Annotated in this window: 13 protein-coding genes; 3 read left to right on the top strand and 10 right to left on the bottom strand. The window is 71.3% G+C overall.

Translation table 11 applies throughout. The features are described from left to right. Positions 1–163: 163 nt before the first annotated feature. Positions 164–964 (bottom strand): lipoate--protein ligase family protein, encoded by an 801-nt coding sequence (locus ACQPY4_RS05665; RefSeq protein ID WP_433333138.1) that lies wholly within the window; start codon positions 962–964, stop codon positions 164–166. 204 nt (positions 965–1,168) lie between these two features. Continuing rightward, positions 1,169–3,154 carry an acyl-CoA dehydrogenase family protein gene (locus ACQPY4_RS05660; RefSeq protein WP_433333136.1) on the bottom strand — a complete coding sequence of 662 codons (1,986 nt, stop codon included), beginning with the start codon at positions 3,152–3,154 and terminating at the stop codon, positions 1,169–1,171. Between the two features lie 306 nt (positions 3,155–3,460). Here ACQPY4_RS05660 and ACQPY4_RS05655 point away from each other — a divergent pair, with 306 nt between their 5' ends. Continuing rightward, a complete protein-coding gene (locus ACQPY4_RS05655) occupies positions 3,461–4,165 on the top strand; it encodes an IclR family transcriptional regulator (protein ID WP_433333134.1) in 705 nt (234 codons plus the stop codon). A gap of 4 nt (positions 4,166–4,169) precedes the next feature. Here ACQPY4_RS05655 and ACQPY4_RS05650 read toward each other — a convergent pair whose 3' ends face one another. The 4 genes from ACQPY4_RS05650 to ACQPY4_RS05635 all read right to left on the bottom strand — a co-directional run bounded on the left by ACQPY4_RS05650 (position 4,170) and on the right by ACQPY4_RS05635 (position 8,690). Then, positions 4,170–4,964: an enoyl-CoA hydratase/isomerase family protein gene (locus ACQPY4_RS05650; protein WP_433333132.1), complete on the bottom strand. Its 795-nt coding sequence runs from the start codon at positions 4,962–4,964 to the stop codon at positions 4,170–4,172. Position 4,965: 1 nt separating this feature from the next. Further along, positions 4,966–6,111: an acetyl-CoA C-acetyltransferase gene (locus ACQPY4_RS05645; protein WP_433333130.1), complete on the bottom strand. Its 1,146-nt coding sequence runs from the start codon at positions 6,109–6,111 to the stop codon at positions 4,966–4,968. 79 nt (positions 6,112–6,190) lie between these two features. Next, positions 6,191–8,224, bottom strand: coding sequence for an MFS transporter (locus ACQPY4_RS05640; protein ID WP_433333128.1), 2,034 nt, complete (start codon positions 8,222–8,224; stop codon positions 6,191–6,193). A 67-nt stretch (positions 8,225–8,291) separates the two neighbouring features. Beyond that, positions 8,292–8,690 (bottom strand): hypothetical protein, encoded by a 399-nt coding sequence (locus tag ACQPY4_RS05635; RefSeq protein ID WP_433333126.1) that lies wholly within the window; start codon positions 8,688–8,690, stop codon positions 8,292–8,294. A gap of 100 nt (positions 8,691–8,790) precedes the next feature. On the opposite strand from ACQPY4_RS05635, the gene ACQPY4_RS05630 reads away from it, so the two are divergent. Together ACQPY4_RS05630 and ACQPY4_RS05625 are read left to right on the top strand one after the other, a co-directional pair. After that, positions 8,791–8,949, top strand: a complete 159-nt coding sequence (locus ACQPY4_RS05630) for a hypothetical protein (RefSeq protein ID WP_433333124.1) — start codon at positions 8,791–8,793, stop codon at positions 8,947–8,949. Between the two features lie 140 nt (positions 8,950–9,089). Beyond that, positions 9,090–9,893, top strand: a complete 804-nt coding sequence (locus tag ACQPY4_RS05625) for a class I SAM-dependent methyltransferase (RefSeq protein WP_433333122.1) — start codon at positions 9,090–9,092, stop codon at positions 9,891–9,893. A 270-nt stretch (positions 9,894–10,163) separates the two neighbouring features. Here the strand turns inward: ACQPY4_RS05625 and ACQPY4_RS05620 are convergent, their stop codons facing one another. The 4 genes from ACQPY4_RS05620 to pdxH all read right to left on the bottom strand — a co-directional run bounded on the left by ACQPY4_RS05620 (position 10,164) and on the right by pdxH (position 15,502). Continuing rightward, complete coding sequence (locus tag ACQPY4_RS05620; RefSeq protein ID WP_433333120.1) at positions 10,164–12,428, bottom strand: SpoIIE family protein phosphatase; 2,265 nt, start codon at positions 12,426–12,428, stop codon at positions 10,164–10,166. 201 nt (positions 12,429–12,629) lie between these two features. After that, the gene (locus tag ACQPY4_RS05615; protein ID WP_433333118.1) at positions 12,630–13,331 is read right to left on the bottom strand and encodes a metal-dependent transcriptional regulator; all 702 of its coding nucleotides are present in this window, start codon (positions 13,329–13,331) and stop codon (positions 12,630–12,632) included. Between the two features lie 147 nt (positions 13,332–13,478). Next, on the bottom strand, positions 13,479–14,807 hold the full coding sequence (locus ACQPY4_RS05610) for an MFS transporter (protein WP_433333116.1): 1,329 nt from the start codon (positions 14,805–14,807) through the stop codon (positions 13,479–13,481). Next, positions 14,804–15,502 carry a pyridoxamine 5'-phosphate oxidase gene (pdxH, locus tag ACQPY4_RS05605; RefSeq protein ID WP_433333114.1) on the bottom strand — a complete coding sequence of 233 codons (699 nt, stop codon included), beginning with the start codon at positions 15,500–15,502 and terminating at the stop codon, positions 14,804–14,806. The genes ACQPY4_RS05610 and pdxH overlap by 4 nt, the downstream gene beginning before the upstream one ends. Positions 15,503–15,575: the final 73 nt, after the last annotated feature.

Here is a 15,575-nt window from a genome sequence, read left to right as displayed (position 1 = left end):
TCGCCTGGGGTGCGTGTTTTCGCTCTATGGCGCGTCGCCGGATCGGGACCCGAGGTGGAATCGGAGCATGCCGATCTCCGGCGCAAGATGGGTCAGTCTATCCACAGCATCGCACGCCGCATGCCAAAGAGCGCCGAATTGACGATCACAACCGGCGCGGAGATCAGCCTCCGGTGAACTCCCGGACCGCCGGGAGCGGGCCGGGCGCGCCGGTGAGATGCCAGGTCACGTCCCCGTAGCGGAGGGTGTGCAGGTGGGCGCGCCACGCCCGCTCGGACTGGTTGAGCGGACGGGTGCAGGCGATGCCGTAGGCATCGACGAGCGCGCACAGGATCGCGGCGCGGACCGCGTCGAGCGTCACCGCGAGCCCGAGGTCGGCGAGCGTCGTCCGCTCGGACCCGAACAGCGGGTGCGGGACGACATAGCGGTCGCCGCCGGGCCGCAGCGGCGCGACGTGCACCGCGACGTGGGTGAGCGTGGCGCGCCGGGTGCGCAGCCGGGCGACCCGCGTCACGCCGCCGCCGGGCGCGCCGGTCGGCAGGCCGAGCCCTTCGAGGGCCGAGGCCACCAGCGCGTCGAGGTCAGGACGGCCGGACCACGCCTTCCCGGGGCGCACGAGCGTGAAGTTCAGCGTGCCCGGGTCGGTGTAGACGGCGCCGCCGCCGGTGAAACGCCGCACCACCCGCACGCCGTCGCTGGCGCACGCGGCCAGGTCGACCGCGTCGCCGACGCTCTGGAACCGCCCGACCACCACGCACGGGTCGTTCTGCCAGACCCTGAGCAGCGGAAACCCGCCGGACGCGCGGTCGCGCGGGGCGCTCCTCGGGCCGGGCGGGCGGGTCGAGGGCGGCCGGACGGGGCCGGGACGGGTCGTGGAACGGGCCTCGCCCGAACGCGCGAGCGCCTCGTCCAGAGCCAGGTTCCACGCCGGGTCCCGCGTGCCGTCGACGATCACACAGAGCATGGGCCGGCCCTCCCCACTCGTCCGCGCCGGCCCGGTGGACCGGCCGCAACCCGGCCAACCCCGGCGCGCGGCGAGGCCCGCCGGGTGGGAGCAACATACCGACCCACAGCGCAGATCACAGGCAGAGAGTTTTCATATGGTGACACTGTGCGACCAAACGCGGGTCGCCGGACGTGTGGTGACAGCCGTCCCGTTCCGCGCGTCTCAGCCGATCGTGCGGTGGACGTCCTCCTTCGCGCTCGGACCCGGTTCGGCGGCGGCGATCCAGGGGCCCGGGACGGACGGGTCGAGCACGCCCGCCTCAAGCCAGGTGAAGTCGCCGGCCAGCACCTGCCTGGCCAGCTTGGAGTCGAGCGCGTCGGTGTTGCGCCACAGGCCGTCGAACAGCTCCTCGACGCGGACCCGCGACTGGCGGCAGAACGCGTCCGCGAGCCGGAGCGCCGACGCACCCGGGGGACGCGCCTCTTCGCCACCGGCGATGGGGTCGCGGTCGGTCTTGGAATCTTCGATCGCGCGCACGCAGACCGCGCTCATCGCGAACAGCTCGGCTCCGATGTCGACCATGCGTCCGAGGAAGCCCTGCTTGTACTCCAGCTTCCCCTGCCAGCGCCCGGCGGCGTAGAACGTCGAGCGGGCCAGCTTGCGCGAGGCCCGCTCGACGTAGCGCAGGTGCCGCGCCAGCGGGCCGAACTCGGTGTAGGAGCCCGGACGCTGCCCCGCGCCGGTGACCAGGGTGGGCAGCCAGCGCGCGTAGAAGCCGCCCGCGCGGGCGGCGGCCCTGGCCTTGTCGCGGGGCGTGGCGTCGGGGTCGATGATGTCGCCCGCCACCGACAGATGGGCGTCCACCGCCTCGCGCGCGATGAGCAGGTGCATGATCTCCGTGCTGCCCTCGAAGATCCGGTTGATCCGCAGGTCGCGCAGCACCTGCTCGGCGGGCACGCCGCGCTCGCCCCGGGCCGCGAGCGACTCGGCGGTCTCGTAGCCCCGGCCGCCGCGCAGCTGGACCAGGTCGTCGGCGATGCGGCAGGCCATCTCCGAGGCCCACAGCTTGGCCAGCGCCGCCTCGATGCGGATGTCGTTGCGCTCGTCGTCGGCGAGCTGGCCGGACAGGTCGAGCATCGCCTCCAGCGCGTAGGACGTGGCGGCGATGAACGCGACCTTCTTGGAGTTGGCCTCGTGCTCGCCGATCGGACGGCCCCACTGGACCCGCTCCTTGGACCACTCGCGCGCGATTTTGGTCGACCATTTACCCGCCGCGGCGCACATTGCCGGAAGTGAAAGTCTCCCGGTGTTGAGGGTGGTGAGCGCGATCTTCAGCCCGGCGCCCTCGGAGCCGATCAGGTTCTCGGCCGGGACCCGGACGTCGTGGAAGCGCGTGACGCCGTTCTCGATGCCGCGCAGCCCCATGAAGCCGTTGCGGTTCTCCACCGTGATGCCGGGCGAGTCCATCTCGACGACGAACGCCGAGATGCCGCCTCGGTGGCTCTCGGACTTGGGGACGCGGGCCATGACCACGACGAGGTCGGCCACGACGCCGTTGGTCGTCCACAGCTTGACGCCGTTGAGGACGTAGGAGCCGTCGGCGTCCGGCACGGCCGTCGCGTGCAGCCGCGCGGGGTCGGAACCCACGTCGGGCTCGGTGAGCAGGAAGGCGCTGACCTCGTTCACGCAGCGCGGCAGCCAGGTGTCCTTCTGCTCGGTGGTGCCGAAGTGCTTGATCGGCTGCGGGACGCCGATGGACTGGTGCGCCGACAGCAGCGCGCCGAGCGCCGGGCTGACCGAGCCGACGATCATCAGGGCCCGGCCGTAGTAGAGCTGGCTCAGCGCCAGCCCGCCGTACTTCTCGGGGATCTTCATTCCCAGCGCGCCGATGGACCGCAGTCCCTTGACCACGTCGTCGGGAATGCGGGCGTCGCGCTCGATCACGGCCGGGTCGACCCTGGTCTCGCAGAACTCGCGCAGCCGCTTCAGGAACGCCTCGCCGCGTCGCCGGGCGTCGTCGTCCGGGCGGGGATGCGGATGGACGAGATCGATCCGCAGATCCCCGAGGAACAACTGTTTGCCGAAAGACGGCAGCCGCCATTCGGTCTCGCGCGCCTCCTCGGCCACCTTGCGGGCAGTGCGCTCATCGACCGCGCCCCCGTGTGGTGCCTGGACGCTGCTGGTATGCGGACGCGAATCGCGGCCCATGGCGCCTCCTCGACGTGCTCGGCTTCCCTGCGAAGTTACTCCCCGGTCGTACCGACAGGTAGTCCTCGCTCGTTTCACGAGTGCCCCCTGTGAACGGCGGGAAACACGTGGTGTCAAGGCAGAAAAGCCAGTTGATAGGACCGTTCCAATTCGAAAAACGGCCATCCATAACACGGGAGAAGTGATCCAATGGCTTGAGTATCACCAAAGGCCTTGACCCAACGGGGCCAGAGGGGTTCGCTGTGCGTGATGGATGAGACACGGAGACCTACTCTCATCGCCTCGGTACAGCGTGCGCTGCACCTCATGGAGGCGGTGGCGTCGCATCCGAGCGGAGCGCCCGCCAAGCAGCTCGCGCGCGAGGCCGGTCTTCCGCTGGCCACCACCTACCACCTCCTGCGCACGCTGGCCCACGAGGGCTACGCGACCCGCCTGTCCGACGGCGTGTGGGTGCTGGGCGACCGCGTCCAGTCACTGCACGGCCAGAGCAAGACCCAGCAGCTTCTCGCCCGCATCCGCCCGACGCTGATCGCGCTGCGCGACGAGCTGGGCGTGGCCTCCTACTTCGGCATGCACGTCGACGACGAGATCCGCATCATCGACATCGCCGACGGCCCGCGCACCCCGCGCGTCGACCTGTGGGTCGGCTTCGACGAGGCCGCCCACGCCACCGCGATCGGCAAGTGCATGCTCGCCCAGCTCGACGAGGAGCGCCGCCGCGACTACCTCGCGCGCCATCCGCTGGTCGACCTCACCCCGCACACCATCACCGAACCCCGGCGCCTGATGAGCGCGCTGTCGGTCACCGGCGGCCTGTCGCTCGACCACGAGGAGTACGCCCTCGGCACCGGGTGCGCCGCCGTCCCGGTGACCGACGCGACCGGGACGGTGGTCGGCGCGCTGGCCATCTCCTGCCGCACCAGCAAGCTGCCGAAGATCGAGGCGTCCGCCCACCGCATGCAGGCCACCGCGGCCCGCATCCAGCGCACGCTCAGCCTCACCATCGCCTGAGCGGTCAGCGTCCCTTGAACTCGGGAGTCCGCTTTTCGAGGAAGGCGGTGATGCCCTCCCTGGCGTCCTCGGTCCCGGCCAGCTCGACCAGCTCGCCGAGCAGATGGGCGACCTGGTCATCGAAGGGACGTCCCTCGACGGCGAAGAACGCCTCGCGGCCCTTGCGCAGGCCGATCGGGCTCTTGGCGGCGATGACGGCGGCCAGCTCGTCCACCCGTGCGTCCAGCTCGGCGCGCGGCACGACCTCGGTGACCAGCCCGATCTCCCGGGCCTCGGCGGCGCTGATCCGCTGCCCGGTGTAGTAGAGCCGGAACGCCTGCTTGGGCGCGACGTTCCGGTTGATGATCGCCATGATCATCATGGGCCAGAGCCCGACGTTGACCTCGGGCGTCCCGAGCGTGACGTCGTCGGCCGCGACGACCAGGTCGCACGCCGCCGCGAGCCCGAGACCGCCCGCGACCGCGTGGCCGCCGAGCCGGGCGATGATCGGCTTGCCCAGCCTCGGGAACGCGGTGAACAGCCGGTAGGGCGCGCTCTCGCGGATCGCGCCGGCCGAGGCCACCGACCCGCCCCCGACCTGCTTGGCGCCCAGCCCGCCCAGGTCGGCCCCGGCGCAGAACGCCCGGTCGCCCGCGCCGGTCAGCACGATGACGCGCACCTCGTCGTCCGCCCCGGCACGGGCGAAGGCGTCGAGAAGCTCCTCGATCATCGGGTCGCTGAGCGCGTTGCGGGCGTCCGGGCGGTTCAGCGTGATCCGAGCGACCCGCTCCGAGACCGAATAGAGGATCGCCGCGTCCACGCTAGAGGCGCTCGATGATCGTGGCGTTGGCCTGGCCGCCGCCCTCGCACATGGTCTGGAGGCCGTAGCGTCCGCCGCTGCGCTCCAGCTCGTGCAGGAGCTTGGTCATCAGGATGCCGCCGGTGGCGCCCAGCGGGTGGCCCAGGGCGATGGCGCCGCCGTTGGGGTTGGTCTTCTCCAGCGAGGCGCCGGTGTCGCGGGCCCACGCGATCGGGACCGGAGCGAACGCCTCGTTGACCTCGAAGACGTCGATGTCGTCGATCTTCAGACCGCCGCGGTCGAGGGCCTTCTCGGTCGCCGGGATCGGGCCGGTCAGCATGTAGACCGGGTCGGAGCCGCACACCGCGAGGGTGTGGATCCGCGCGCGGGGGGTGAGGTTGTACGCCTTGACGGCGGCCTCGGACGCGATGAGCAGCGCGGACGCGCCGATCGAGATCTGCGAGGCGACGGCGGCGGTGATCTGGCCGTCCGGGCGGACGGTCTTGAGCCCGGCCATCTTCTCCAGTGTGGTGTCGGGACGGGCGCCCTCGTCCTTGCCCAGCCCGGCGATCGGGGCGATCTCGCGGTCGAAGTAGCCGGCCTCGATCGCCTTGGACGCGCGGCGGTGGCTCTCCAGCGCGAACTCCTCCATCTCCAGGCGGGAGATGCCCCACTTCTCGCACATCAGCTCGGCGCCGCGGAACTGCGAGATCTCCTGCATGCCGTAGCGCTCGGCCCAGCCGTCGCCGAACGGGAAGGGCATGCCCTTGTCCAGGGCCATGGCCACCGAGGAGCCCATGGGCACGACGGCCATCTGCTCGACGCCGGAGGCGACGACCAGGTCCTGGGTGCCCGACATCACGCCCTGGGCGGCGAAGTGGATCGACTGCTGCGACGAGCCGCACTGGCGGTCGATGGTCACGCCGGGCACGTTCTCGGGCAGCCCGGCCGACAGCCACGCGGTGCGGGCGATGTCGAGCGACTGCGGGCCGACCTGCATGACACAGCCCATGATCACGTCTTCGACGGCGGCCGGGTCGACCCCGGTCCGGTCGACGAGCTCCTTGAGCACGTGCGCCCCGAGGTCGGCCGGGTGGACGTCCTTGAGCGCGCCCTTCTTGGTGCCGACGGGGGTACGGACCGCGCCGACGATGTAAGCCTCGGCCACTGCGCCTCCAAAGTGAGATGGGGTTCCGTCCCGAAACCGAGCCTGATTCGGTTTAGCGAGTACCAGGTTACCCGGTCGTTCAGGACGGGTGCGAGCGGCCCACCGCAGGAGGCTCCTCGTGCAGGTCCCTGCCGTCGGCGTCGTCCCCGAGAGACTCCTCGGCGAGGTCGGACAGCATCCGCGCCAGCTCGGGATGATCCTCGGGCGACCAGCCGTCCAGGTGGCGGGCCAGGCCCTCACGGCGGGCGGCGAACAGCCGGTCGGCGGCGGCCCGGCCGTTCTCGGTGATGGAGAGCACGCCGTCCCGCCGCTCCACCAGGCCCGCGTTCACGAGGCGATCGGTATACGGACGTCCCTGCTCCACCGGCACCCCGGCGCGCTCGGCCAGCGCGCGTCCCTCCACCGAGCCGTCGCGGGCGATCCGGCACAGCGCCCACATGCTCCCGGCGGGCAGGTTCACCCCCGCGATCGCGCCCAGCCGTGCGTACATCTCCTGGGCCCGGCCGTCCCGGCGCATCAGCTCGCTCAGCGAGCGCTCGATCTCGTGCCGGGACGAGCGGACCGTGGGCGCGGCGCCGAAGCCCTCGCCGTAGTCGGCCGCCCCGACCGTCGCCCGCAGCGGCACCTCGCGCAGGAACCACGTCAGTACGAACGCCACCACCGCGACCGGGACGGCCCAGAAGAAGACCGTCTGGATGGTCTCGGCGTAGGCGTGCAGGAAGTCGCCGCGAATGCGTGGCGGGAGTTGGTCGACGACCTTGGGGTTGCCCTGCGCCACTTCGGGGTCGAAGCCCGGCGGCAGCGGCTGGCCGCGGAAGACGTCCTGCATGTTGGCCGCGAGCCGGTTGGCGAAGATCGACCCGAACACCGCGACGCCGAACGAGCCGCCGATCTGGCGGAAGAACGTCACGCCGGACGTGGCCGCGCCGAGGTCGCCGTACGATACGGCGTTCTGCACGGCGATCACCAGGACCTGCATCACCAGGCCGAGCCCGAACCCGAGCAGCGCGAACCGCAGGCTCATCGAGAGCGTCGAGGTGTCCTCGTCCATCCGCGAGCACAGGTACAGCGCCAGCGCGATGATCGGCGTCCCCAGGACCGGGAAGACCTTGTAGCGCCCGGTACGGCTGATCATCTGCCCGGAGCCGACCGAGGCGACCAGCATGCCCAGCATCATCGGCAGCAGGTAGACGCCGGACATCGTCGCCGACACGCCATGGACGACCTGGAGGAACACCGGCAGGAACGTCAGCGCCCCGAACATCGCGAAGCCCACCACGAAGCTGATCGCCGACCCCAGCGAGAACACCGAGTCGCGGAACAGCGACAGGGACATGACCGGCTCGGCCGCCCGCCGCTCGGCCATCACCCACGCCACGATCAGCACGGCGGCCAACACGCCGAGCCCGATGATCTGCGGCGAGAGCCAGTCGTACTCCGTCCCGCCCCAGGTGGTCATCAGGACCAGCGCGACCGCCCAGCCCACGATCAGCGTGGTGCCCAGATAGTCGATCGTGTGCCGCTCGCGCTCGGACGGCGTGTGCAGCACGGCCGCGATGGCCACCAGCGCCAGCACGCCGACCGGCAGGTTGATGTAGAACACCCAGCGCCACGACAGGTTGTCGACGAACCAGCCGCCCAGGAGCGGGCCCACGACGCTGGCGACGCCGAACACCGCGCCGAACAGACCCTGGTAGCGGCCCCGCTCACGGACCGGCACCACATCGCCCACGATCGCGATGACCAGCACCATCAGCCCGCCGCCGCCGAGCCCCTGCAGCGCCCGGAACGCGATCAGCTGCGGCATGTCCTGCGCCACCCCGCACAGCGCCGACCCGATCAGGAAGATCACGATCGAGGTCTGGAACAGCCGCTTGCGCCCGTACTGGTCGCCCAGCTTGCCCCACAACGGCGTCGACGCCGTCGCGGCCAGCAGGTAGGCGGTCACCACCCACGACAGATGGTTGAGCCCGCCGAGCTCGCCCACGATCGTCGGCAGCGCCGTCGACACGATCGTCTGGTCCAGCGCCGCGAGCAGCATGGCGAGCATCAGCGCGCCCAGGATCACGTACAGGTCCCTGCCCTTGGGCATGGACGTCGTCTCAGCGGTCATCCCGCGCCCCCCGCGCACCGTGAACGTACGCCGGGGATCTACCCAGGTCAGGCGGGCCTCGACCCTCTCAGCCCATGATGTCCTTGCCCACCTTGGCGGCACCCAGCGCGGTGCAGGCCGCCGCCACGCCGGTCGCGCCCGCCGCGAGCCACAGCGGCAGGCCCTGGCGGGACTTGGCGCCGTTCACCGTGTCCAGGCCGTCCACCATCAGCCCGAGCCGCGCCCAGATCCTCCGGTTCGGGCCCCGGCTCAGCAGGTATCCGGCGCCCAGCGCGATCTCGCGGGCGGCGAACATCCGCGTGACGTAGTCGCGTCCCGGGTCACTGCCGCGTCCCAGACCCAGTGCCTTGACCGTCAGCCCGGGAACGGCGAACGCGGCCACGCCGAGCGCGACCCGTCCGCGCGCCAGGTGCAGCATGAGGTCGTCGATCCGGTCCGGCGCTTGGTCTTCCGTCGCATCTGCCACGGACCGAGGCTACCGAATCCGATTCGACCCTGGGGACGCCGCCTCTCCCCGATTAGAGTGCACAGCAGTGCAGGACGACGTCTCCCGAGCGAAGGTGGCCATGGAAGGGATCATCTCCCTCGTCGTGATCGGATGCTTGCTGGCGTTCTTCCTCCGCAAGGTCGCCGTGCGGATGCGCGTCAACGCCCCGACCTTCTCGGCGGTGTTCATCGTCTTCGTCATCGCGGCGCTGGCCCTGTGGGGACAGAGCATGAAGTGATCGCTCGGACATTTTCGACAGGGGACCGCGAACTTCCTGACTCCAAGGTGAGTCGTATATAGCGACAACGGCCTCGATTCCCCGCTCGGCGCCTCCGGAGAACGCGCGGGGCGAGCCGACCGGAGCGAGGGAGAGCAGACGTGCCGCACCCGGCGACGATGGCCCAGGGAGCCGGCCCGAGGCTCGGCCCCCATCTCGAACGCCTGCTGGAGTTCACCGAACCCCACGCCGACGACGTCTGCCTCGACGTCGCGCGCGGCGACGGCCCCATGCCCGCCGCGCTCGGCCCCCAGGTCAGGCACGTCACCTCGGTGAACGCGTCCCCGCCCGCCCGCCGCTCGGAGGACGGCCGGATGTCGACGGTCACCTTCGGCACCCGCGTCCCGGACGACGAGGTCGACGGCTCCCGGCCCGCCGCGCCCTCGTCCGGCGACCAGGTGGCCCACCGGGGCTCGCCGGACGCCACCGACACCAACGCCGCCGCGCTCCCCTACGACGACAACAGCTTCAGCCTCGTCACGGCCCACTTCTCCCTTTACTCCCTGGGCGACCCCAAACGCGTGCTTCGCGAACTGCTCCGCGTCTGCCGCCCCGGCGGCCGCATCGTCATCGCCGACCTCGTCCGCGGCAACCTGGCCGCCCAGGACCGCGACCGCATCGAGCGCCTGCGCGACCCCCGCCACCCCGGAACGCCCTCGATCGCCTGCCTGACCGAGCTCATCACCACCGCAGGCGCCAGCATCCGCCGCCTGGACGTCTTCACCGTCGAGCGCCCCCTCGAACCCTGGCTGGCCACCGCCGACCCCCACGCCGCCGACCAGATCCGCACCGAACTCCTCGACGAGGTCGACGGCGGCCCCAAGACCGGCGCCAAACCCCGCCTCATCGGCGGCGAACTCTGGTTCACCCAATCCTGGGCCTACGTAGCCGCCGAACCCATCTGACCCACCCGGCCACACCACCGCGCGCTCCCACGCCGCCCGCTCCCACCGCGCGCCCTCAGCTCCGGCAATGCCGATGTGCGCGGGCCGCCCGGACGTCGTCCGGGCGGCCCGCGCACATCGGCCAACGACTGTCGCCCCGGCCACGCAGCGCGCCGTTCTCGCCCACGACTCAGTGCCGGACGCGGCCCGGGTGAGGCGCGCATGGACGTTGACGCGGCGGGAGCGCGGAGGTTGTGGGGGCGGCGCCGGGGCGTTCTCCCCGTGCGCGGGTCAGGTGCCGGGGGTAAGGGGGAGTTCGAACCAGACGGCCTTGCCCGCGGAGGTGGGGCGGGCGCCCCAGCGGCTGGCGAGCTGGTCGACGAGGTAGAGGCCGCGGCCGCCCTCGTCGGTCTCGCCGGCGCTGCGGATCCGGGGCAGGCGCATGTCGGCGTCGAAGACCTCGACCCAGATGGCGTCGGCGCCGCGGCGCAGGCGGAGGCGGAACTCCTTGATGGGCGACTCGCGGCGGCCCAGGGCGACCTCGGCGGGGGTGTCGAAGTCGGGGCCGAGGTTCCAGTCGTCCTCGTTGAACTGGACGAGGGGCGGGCCGCCGTCCAGGACGAGTTCGCGGCGGGGCGCCGGCGTCGCGGTGGCGTGCAGGACGACGTTGGTGACGACCTCGGAGACCAGCAGGCAGGCGAGCTCGGCCTGCTCGTCGAGCATCTCCCAGGACGCGAAGGCGTCGGCGGCCATCCGGCGGGCCTCGGAGACCATGATGGGCTCGGCGGGGAAGGTGCGCTCGGCGACCGCGAGCTCCTCGGGCGAGGTGCGGATCACCACGATGGCGACGTCGTCGTCGATGTCACCCTGGACGGCGTCGTAGGCGGCCTCGGCGATCGTCTCGACGTCGCGGCGGCCCACCTCGGCGACGGCGGCGCGGACCAGCTCGCGGGCCTCCTCGCGGGAGTAGTACTCGCCGTTCTCCTTGGGACGGCGGTCGATCAGGCCGTCGGTGTAGAGGACGAGGGTGGAGCCGGGCTTGAGCTCGGCGGTCTCCTCGTTGAACAGGATCTCGCCGCCCATGCCGGGGGCGCGGACGCCGAGCATGGCGCCCTCGCTCTCGAAGGTGAGCTCGGAGACGTCGCCGTCGACGACGAGCAGGGGCGGGTCGTGGCCCGCGTTGGCGAACTCCAGGACGCGCGACCAGGCGTCGTAGACGAAGTAGGTGCAGGAGACCAGCGGCGGACGGACCAGGTCGTCGCTGTTCCAGCCCGAGCGCATCCGCTCGGGACGGGTCATCGTGCGCACCCATTCGTCGAGCTTGCGCAGGATGTCGCCGGGCGACTTGTCGTCCTGGGCGAAGGCGCGCAGGGCGGCGCGGAGCTGGCCCATGACGGCGGCGGCGCGGGCGCCCCGGCCCTCGACGTCGCCGATGACGACGCCGACGCGGCCCGCCGACAGCGGGATCACGTCGTACCAGTCGCCGCCGACCTGGGTCTGGATGCCGTGGCCGTGCGACTCCAGCGGACGGGCGGGCTCGTAGCGCCAGGCGATCTGCAGGCCGTCCAGCCGGGGCGGGCGGTCGCCGGGCAGCAGGTGCTTCTGGAAGGCCAGCGCGGTCTCGCGCTCCTCCTCGAAGAGCAGCGCGTTGTCGATGGCCAGGGCGACGCGGCTGGCGATGGCGCCGAGCAGGTCGCGGTCGAAGCCGTCGTAGTGCGGGTCGGGACGCTTGCTGATGTTGGACAGCGCCATGCTCATCACGCCGAGCAGCTCGCCGCGCACCAGCAGCGGCGCCGAGATCACCGAGGTGATGCCGATGGCGTCGCCGAGGCGCTGGCTGGCCTCGCTGGGCGCGTGGAAGCGGTGCGTGAGCATGTCCTCGACCAGGACGGCGTCGCGGCGGCTCATCGCCTTGGAGTTGAAGTGGTCGGGCGGGTAGTGGACCGGCTCGCCGATCTCGGCCCAGGTGCCGGGCGGCGGCTCCCACCCGCCGGCGTGCCTGGCCACGCGCCGGTAGAGCCGGTCGCCGCTGAACAGGTCGATGATGCAGTGGTCGGCGAACTGCGGGACGAGGATCTCGCTGACCCGCCGCAGCGTGGTCTCCAGCTCCAGCGACCCGGCCAGGCGCTCGCCGATGCGCTCCAGCAGGCCGTAGCGGTCCTGCTCGCGCTGGTTGGAGCGGAGCGCCTCGCGGGCGAAGATCACGATGCCGTCGACCGCGCCGGACGGGTGGCGCAGCGGGACGGCGTGCGCGCGCGTGTAGACGGTGGTGCCGTCGGCGCGCTGGTTGCAGAACGTGCCCTCCCAGACGCCGCCCTTGAGGACGTGCCTGGCCAGCTCGGTGGCCTGCTCGTGGTCTTCCTCGGCGATGCCCAGGGACAGGATCGAGTGGCCGATGACGTCGTCGCCGCCGAAGCCGAACAGCTGCCTGGCGAAGCTGTTGCCGTAGATGACGTTGCTGAAGCGGTCGCAGACGATGACCGCCATCTCCACCTGGTTGAGAACGGTCTCAGGCGGCAGGAGCGCGTCGAACGGCGAGTCCCCCCAACGCTTCATGTGCCCATCCCGATAACCCAAGTCGACGCGCCGAACCCCGAATCTCGCGCGCGCGGCGCCGGGCCCGGTGGATTCCGTCGCCCGGCGGTCGCGCGCACCTTCTCCGTATTGAACGACGAAACCGGCGCCGGGATACGCCCGAACGACACGTCCGTGTGGAGATCTTCGGTATAGACCGCTGAAGCCCGCCCCGTTATGGGGTCAGACCCGGCTGACGAAGACGTGCTCGGCGATGTCGCGCGCCAGCTCGTTCGCCGGACCGTCGGCCTGGTCGTCACACGTCACCCGCACCCCGTCGTCGCCTGTCCGGAGAGTCGCCTCTCGCCCCGGTTGTATCCCGATTTGCTTGAGTTTAAGCATGAGGTCGCTGTCGCCCTGCACCTGCTCGCTGATCCTGCGGATCACGACCTTGGTGCCGGCGGGCGTCGCGACATCGGTCATCACCGCCAGCGGAGCGGCCTCGGCGAGGTCGGCGTGGCCTCCGAGTTCGTCCAGCGCGGGGATCGGATTGCCGTGCGGGCAGGCGGTCGGATTGTCGAGCAGGGCCACCAGGCGCCGCTCGACCTCTTCGGACATGACGTGCTCCCAGCGGCACGCCTCGATGTGGACGTCCTCCCAGGGGAGGCCGATGACGTTCACCAGCAGGCATTCGGCCAGCCGGTGCTTGCGCATGACTCGGGTGGCCAGACCGCGGCCGGTCTCGGTCAGTTCGAGGTGCCGATCACCCTCGACCCGCAGGAGCCCGTCGCGCTCCATCCGCGCCACCGTCTGGCTCACCGTCGGGCCGCTCTGCGAGAGCCGCTCGGCGATGCGCGCGCGGAGAGGGATGATCCCCTCCTCTTCGAGCTCGAACACCGTCCGGAGATACATCTCCGTGGTATCGATCAGGCCGTGTGAGGTCACAGCTCCCTCCAGATCTTGTGCTCCGAGTCTACTTCGTCACGCACCCGCGAAACGGGCGCCCGAATATTTAGATGGAGCGATGAACAACGCATAACACCGCGGGCGCGAGGGATCTTCCCGCCCTTGGGTCCCCGCCGTTCTAGCAGTTCACGGGGCGGGCCGGACGTGTTCGGCCGTGCGCGTGTCATAGCGGCGGAACGCGGGGACGGCGAAACCGACGATCACCACCAGGACGGCGCAGGCGATCCCGCCGCCGACCCAGGACGCCGTGGCCCCCGCGGCCGCCGCCGTGGCCCCGGCCCGGACGTCCCCCAGCCGGGGCCCGCCCGCCACCACGACGGTGAAGACGCCCTGGAGGCGGCCGCGCATCTCGTCCGGCGCGTAGGTCTGGAGCATGGTCTGCCGGAACACGGCCGACACCAGGTCGGCGGCGCCGCCGACGGCCAGCAGCACCACGGCGAGCCAGAGGGAATGGGAGAGCCCGGCGGCGGCCACGGCCAGCCCCCAGACGGCGATGCACACGATCAGGGCGACGCCCTGCCGGTGCACCCGGCCGATCCAGCCGGACATCAGCCCGCCGATGACCGATCCGATGGCGATCGAGGCGAACAGCCACCCGACGGCGCTCTCTCCCCCGAACCGCGTGTCGCCCAGTTCGGGGAACAGGGCGCGGGGCATCGCGACGCCCATCGCGATGATGTCGACGACGAACGACATCAGCAGGACGGGCTGGGTCCCGAGAAAGCGCAGCCCCTCGAAGACCGAGCGGAGCCCGGGCGTGCCGGTGACGTCCCCGAGGGGCGGGATGGGCGGCAGCCGCAGCGCGGCATAGAGGCCGACGGTGAACAGGACGGCGTCCAGCGCGTAGGCGGCCGAGTAGTTCCAGCGCGCCAGGATCAGCCCGGCCAGCAGCGGGCCCGCCAGCATGCCGATCTGGCTGACGGTGAAGTTGAGGGTGTTGGCCGAGGCCACCATCGATTTGTCGAACAGCCGGGGGACGATCGCGCTGCGGGTGGGCGAGGCGATCGCGAAGCCGCTGGACTGGATCGCCACGATCGCCATGATCAGCCAGAGCGAGTTCACCCCGAGCAGGGCTTGGACCAGCAGGAACAGGGTCGAGACCCAGGTGACGCAGGAGGAGAGGAACAGCAGCTTGCGGCGGTCCATGTGATCGGCCACGGCGCCGCCCCACAGCCCGAAGACGATCAGCGGGACGAGGTTGACGAAGCCGAGGACCCCGACCCAGAAGGACGAGCGGGTCATGTCGTAGACCTGGACGGGCACGGCGACGGCGGTGACCTGGAAGCCGATGAACGAGACGCCCTGGCCCGTCCACAGACGCCGGAAGGCGCGGTTTCCCAGGGGGCGCGTGTCGATGGCGACGCGTCGCCACAGCGCCGAGCGCGGCGCGTCCTCCGCGCCGCCTTCTCCGGTGTCAGGAGTGTCCTGGGGTGTTCGCTGCTGTCCGTCCGTCACGGACTCAGTCTGTCCACCGTCCATCCGGCGTCGACATCCGGCTCCCCCTCGGGGCTGACCGGACGGACGTAGCGCAGCCGGTCGTGCAGGCGGTCGGGCCGTCCCTGCCAGAACTCGATCGTCTCGGGGACGACCCGGAAGCCGCCCCAGAACTCGGGCAGCGGAACGGCATGCCCGTCCCCCGGGTGGTCCGGCCACCGTTCGGCCAGCTCGGCGTACCGGGCCTCCAGTTCCTCGCGCCCGTCGATGACCGCCGACTGGTGCTCGCTGGCCCAGGCGCCGAGCCGGGAGCCGTAGGGGCGCGTCCCGAAGTAGGCCGCCGACTCCTCGCGGGTCAGGGGGACGACGGGGCCGGACACGATGACCTGCCGGTGCACGGGGTGCCAGGGGAACACCAGGGCGGCACGGGGATTGGCGGCCAGGTCCTGCCCTTTGCGGGACGTGAGGTTGGTGAAGAACCGGAATCCGGGCGGTCCGTAACCCTTGAGAAGGACGGTTCTGGCGCTGGGCACGGCCCGATCCGAAGCGGTGGCGAGGATCATCGCGTTGGGCTCGGGCAGCAGTTCCGAGGCGGCCGCGTCGGCGAACCAGCCGGTGAACAGCGCGAGGGGGTCGGCGGGCAGCCCGGACTCGGTCAGACTGCCGACCTCGTAGGATCTCCTGAGCCGTGCCGGATCGGGCGCTGGTTGTTCCACGGCGAACTACCCTCTCACCTGGCCTTAGTGCATCTCACGGGGACCTGGGTACTCCCTAGTAGGACAGACAGGG

The organism is Spirillospora sp. CA-294931, from assembly GCF_050946795.1.
GTDB lineage: Bacteria > Actinomycetota > Actinomycetes > Streptosporangiales > Streptosporangiaceae > Spirillospora.
The sequence above is the reverse complement of the archived record's forward strand: the minus strand, read 5'-3'. Positions and strand labels throughout refer to the sequence as shown.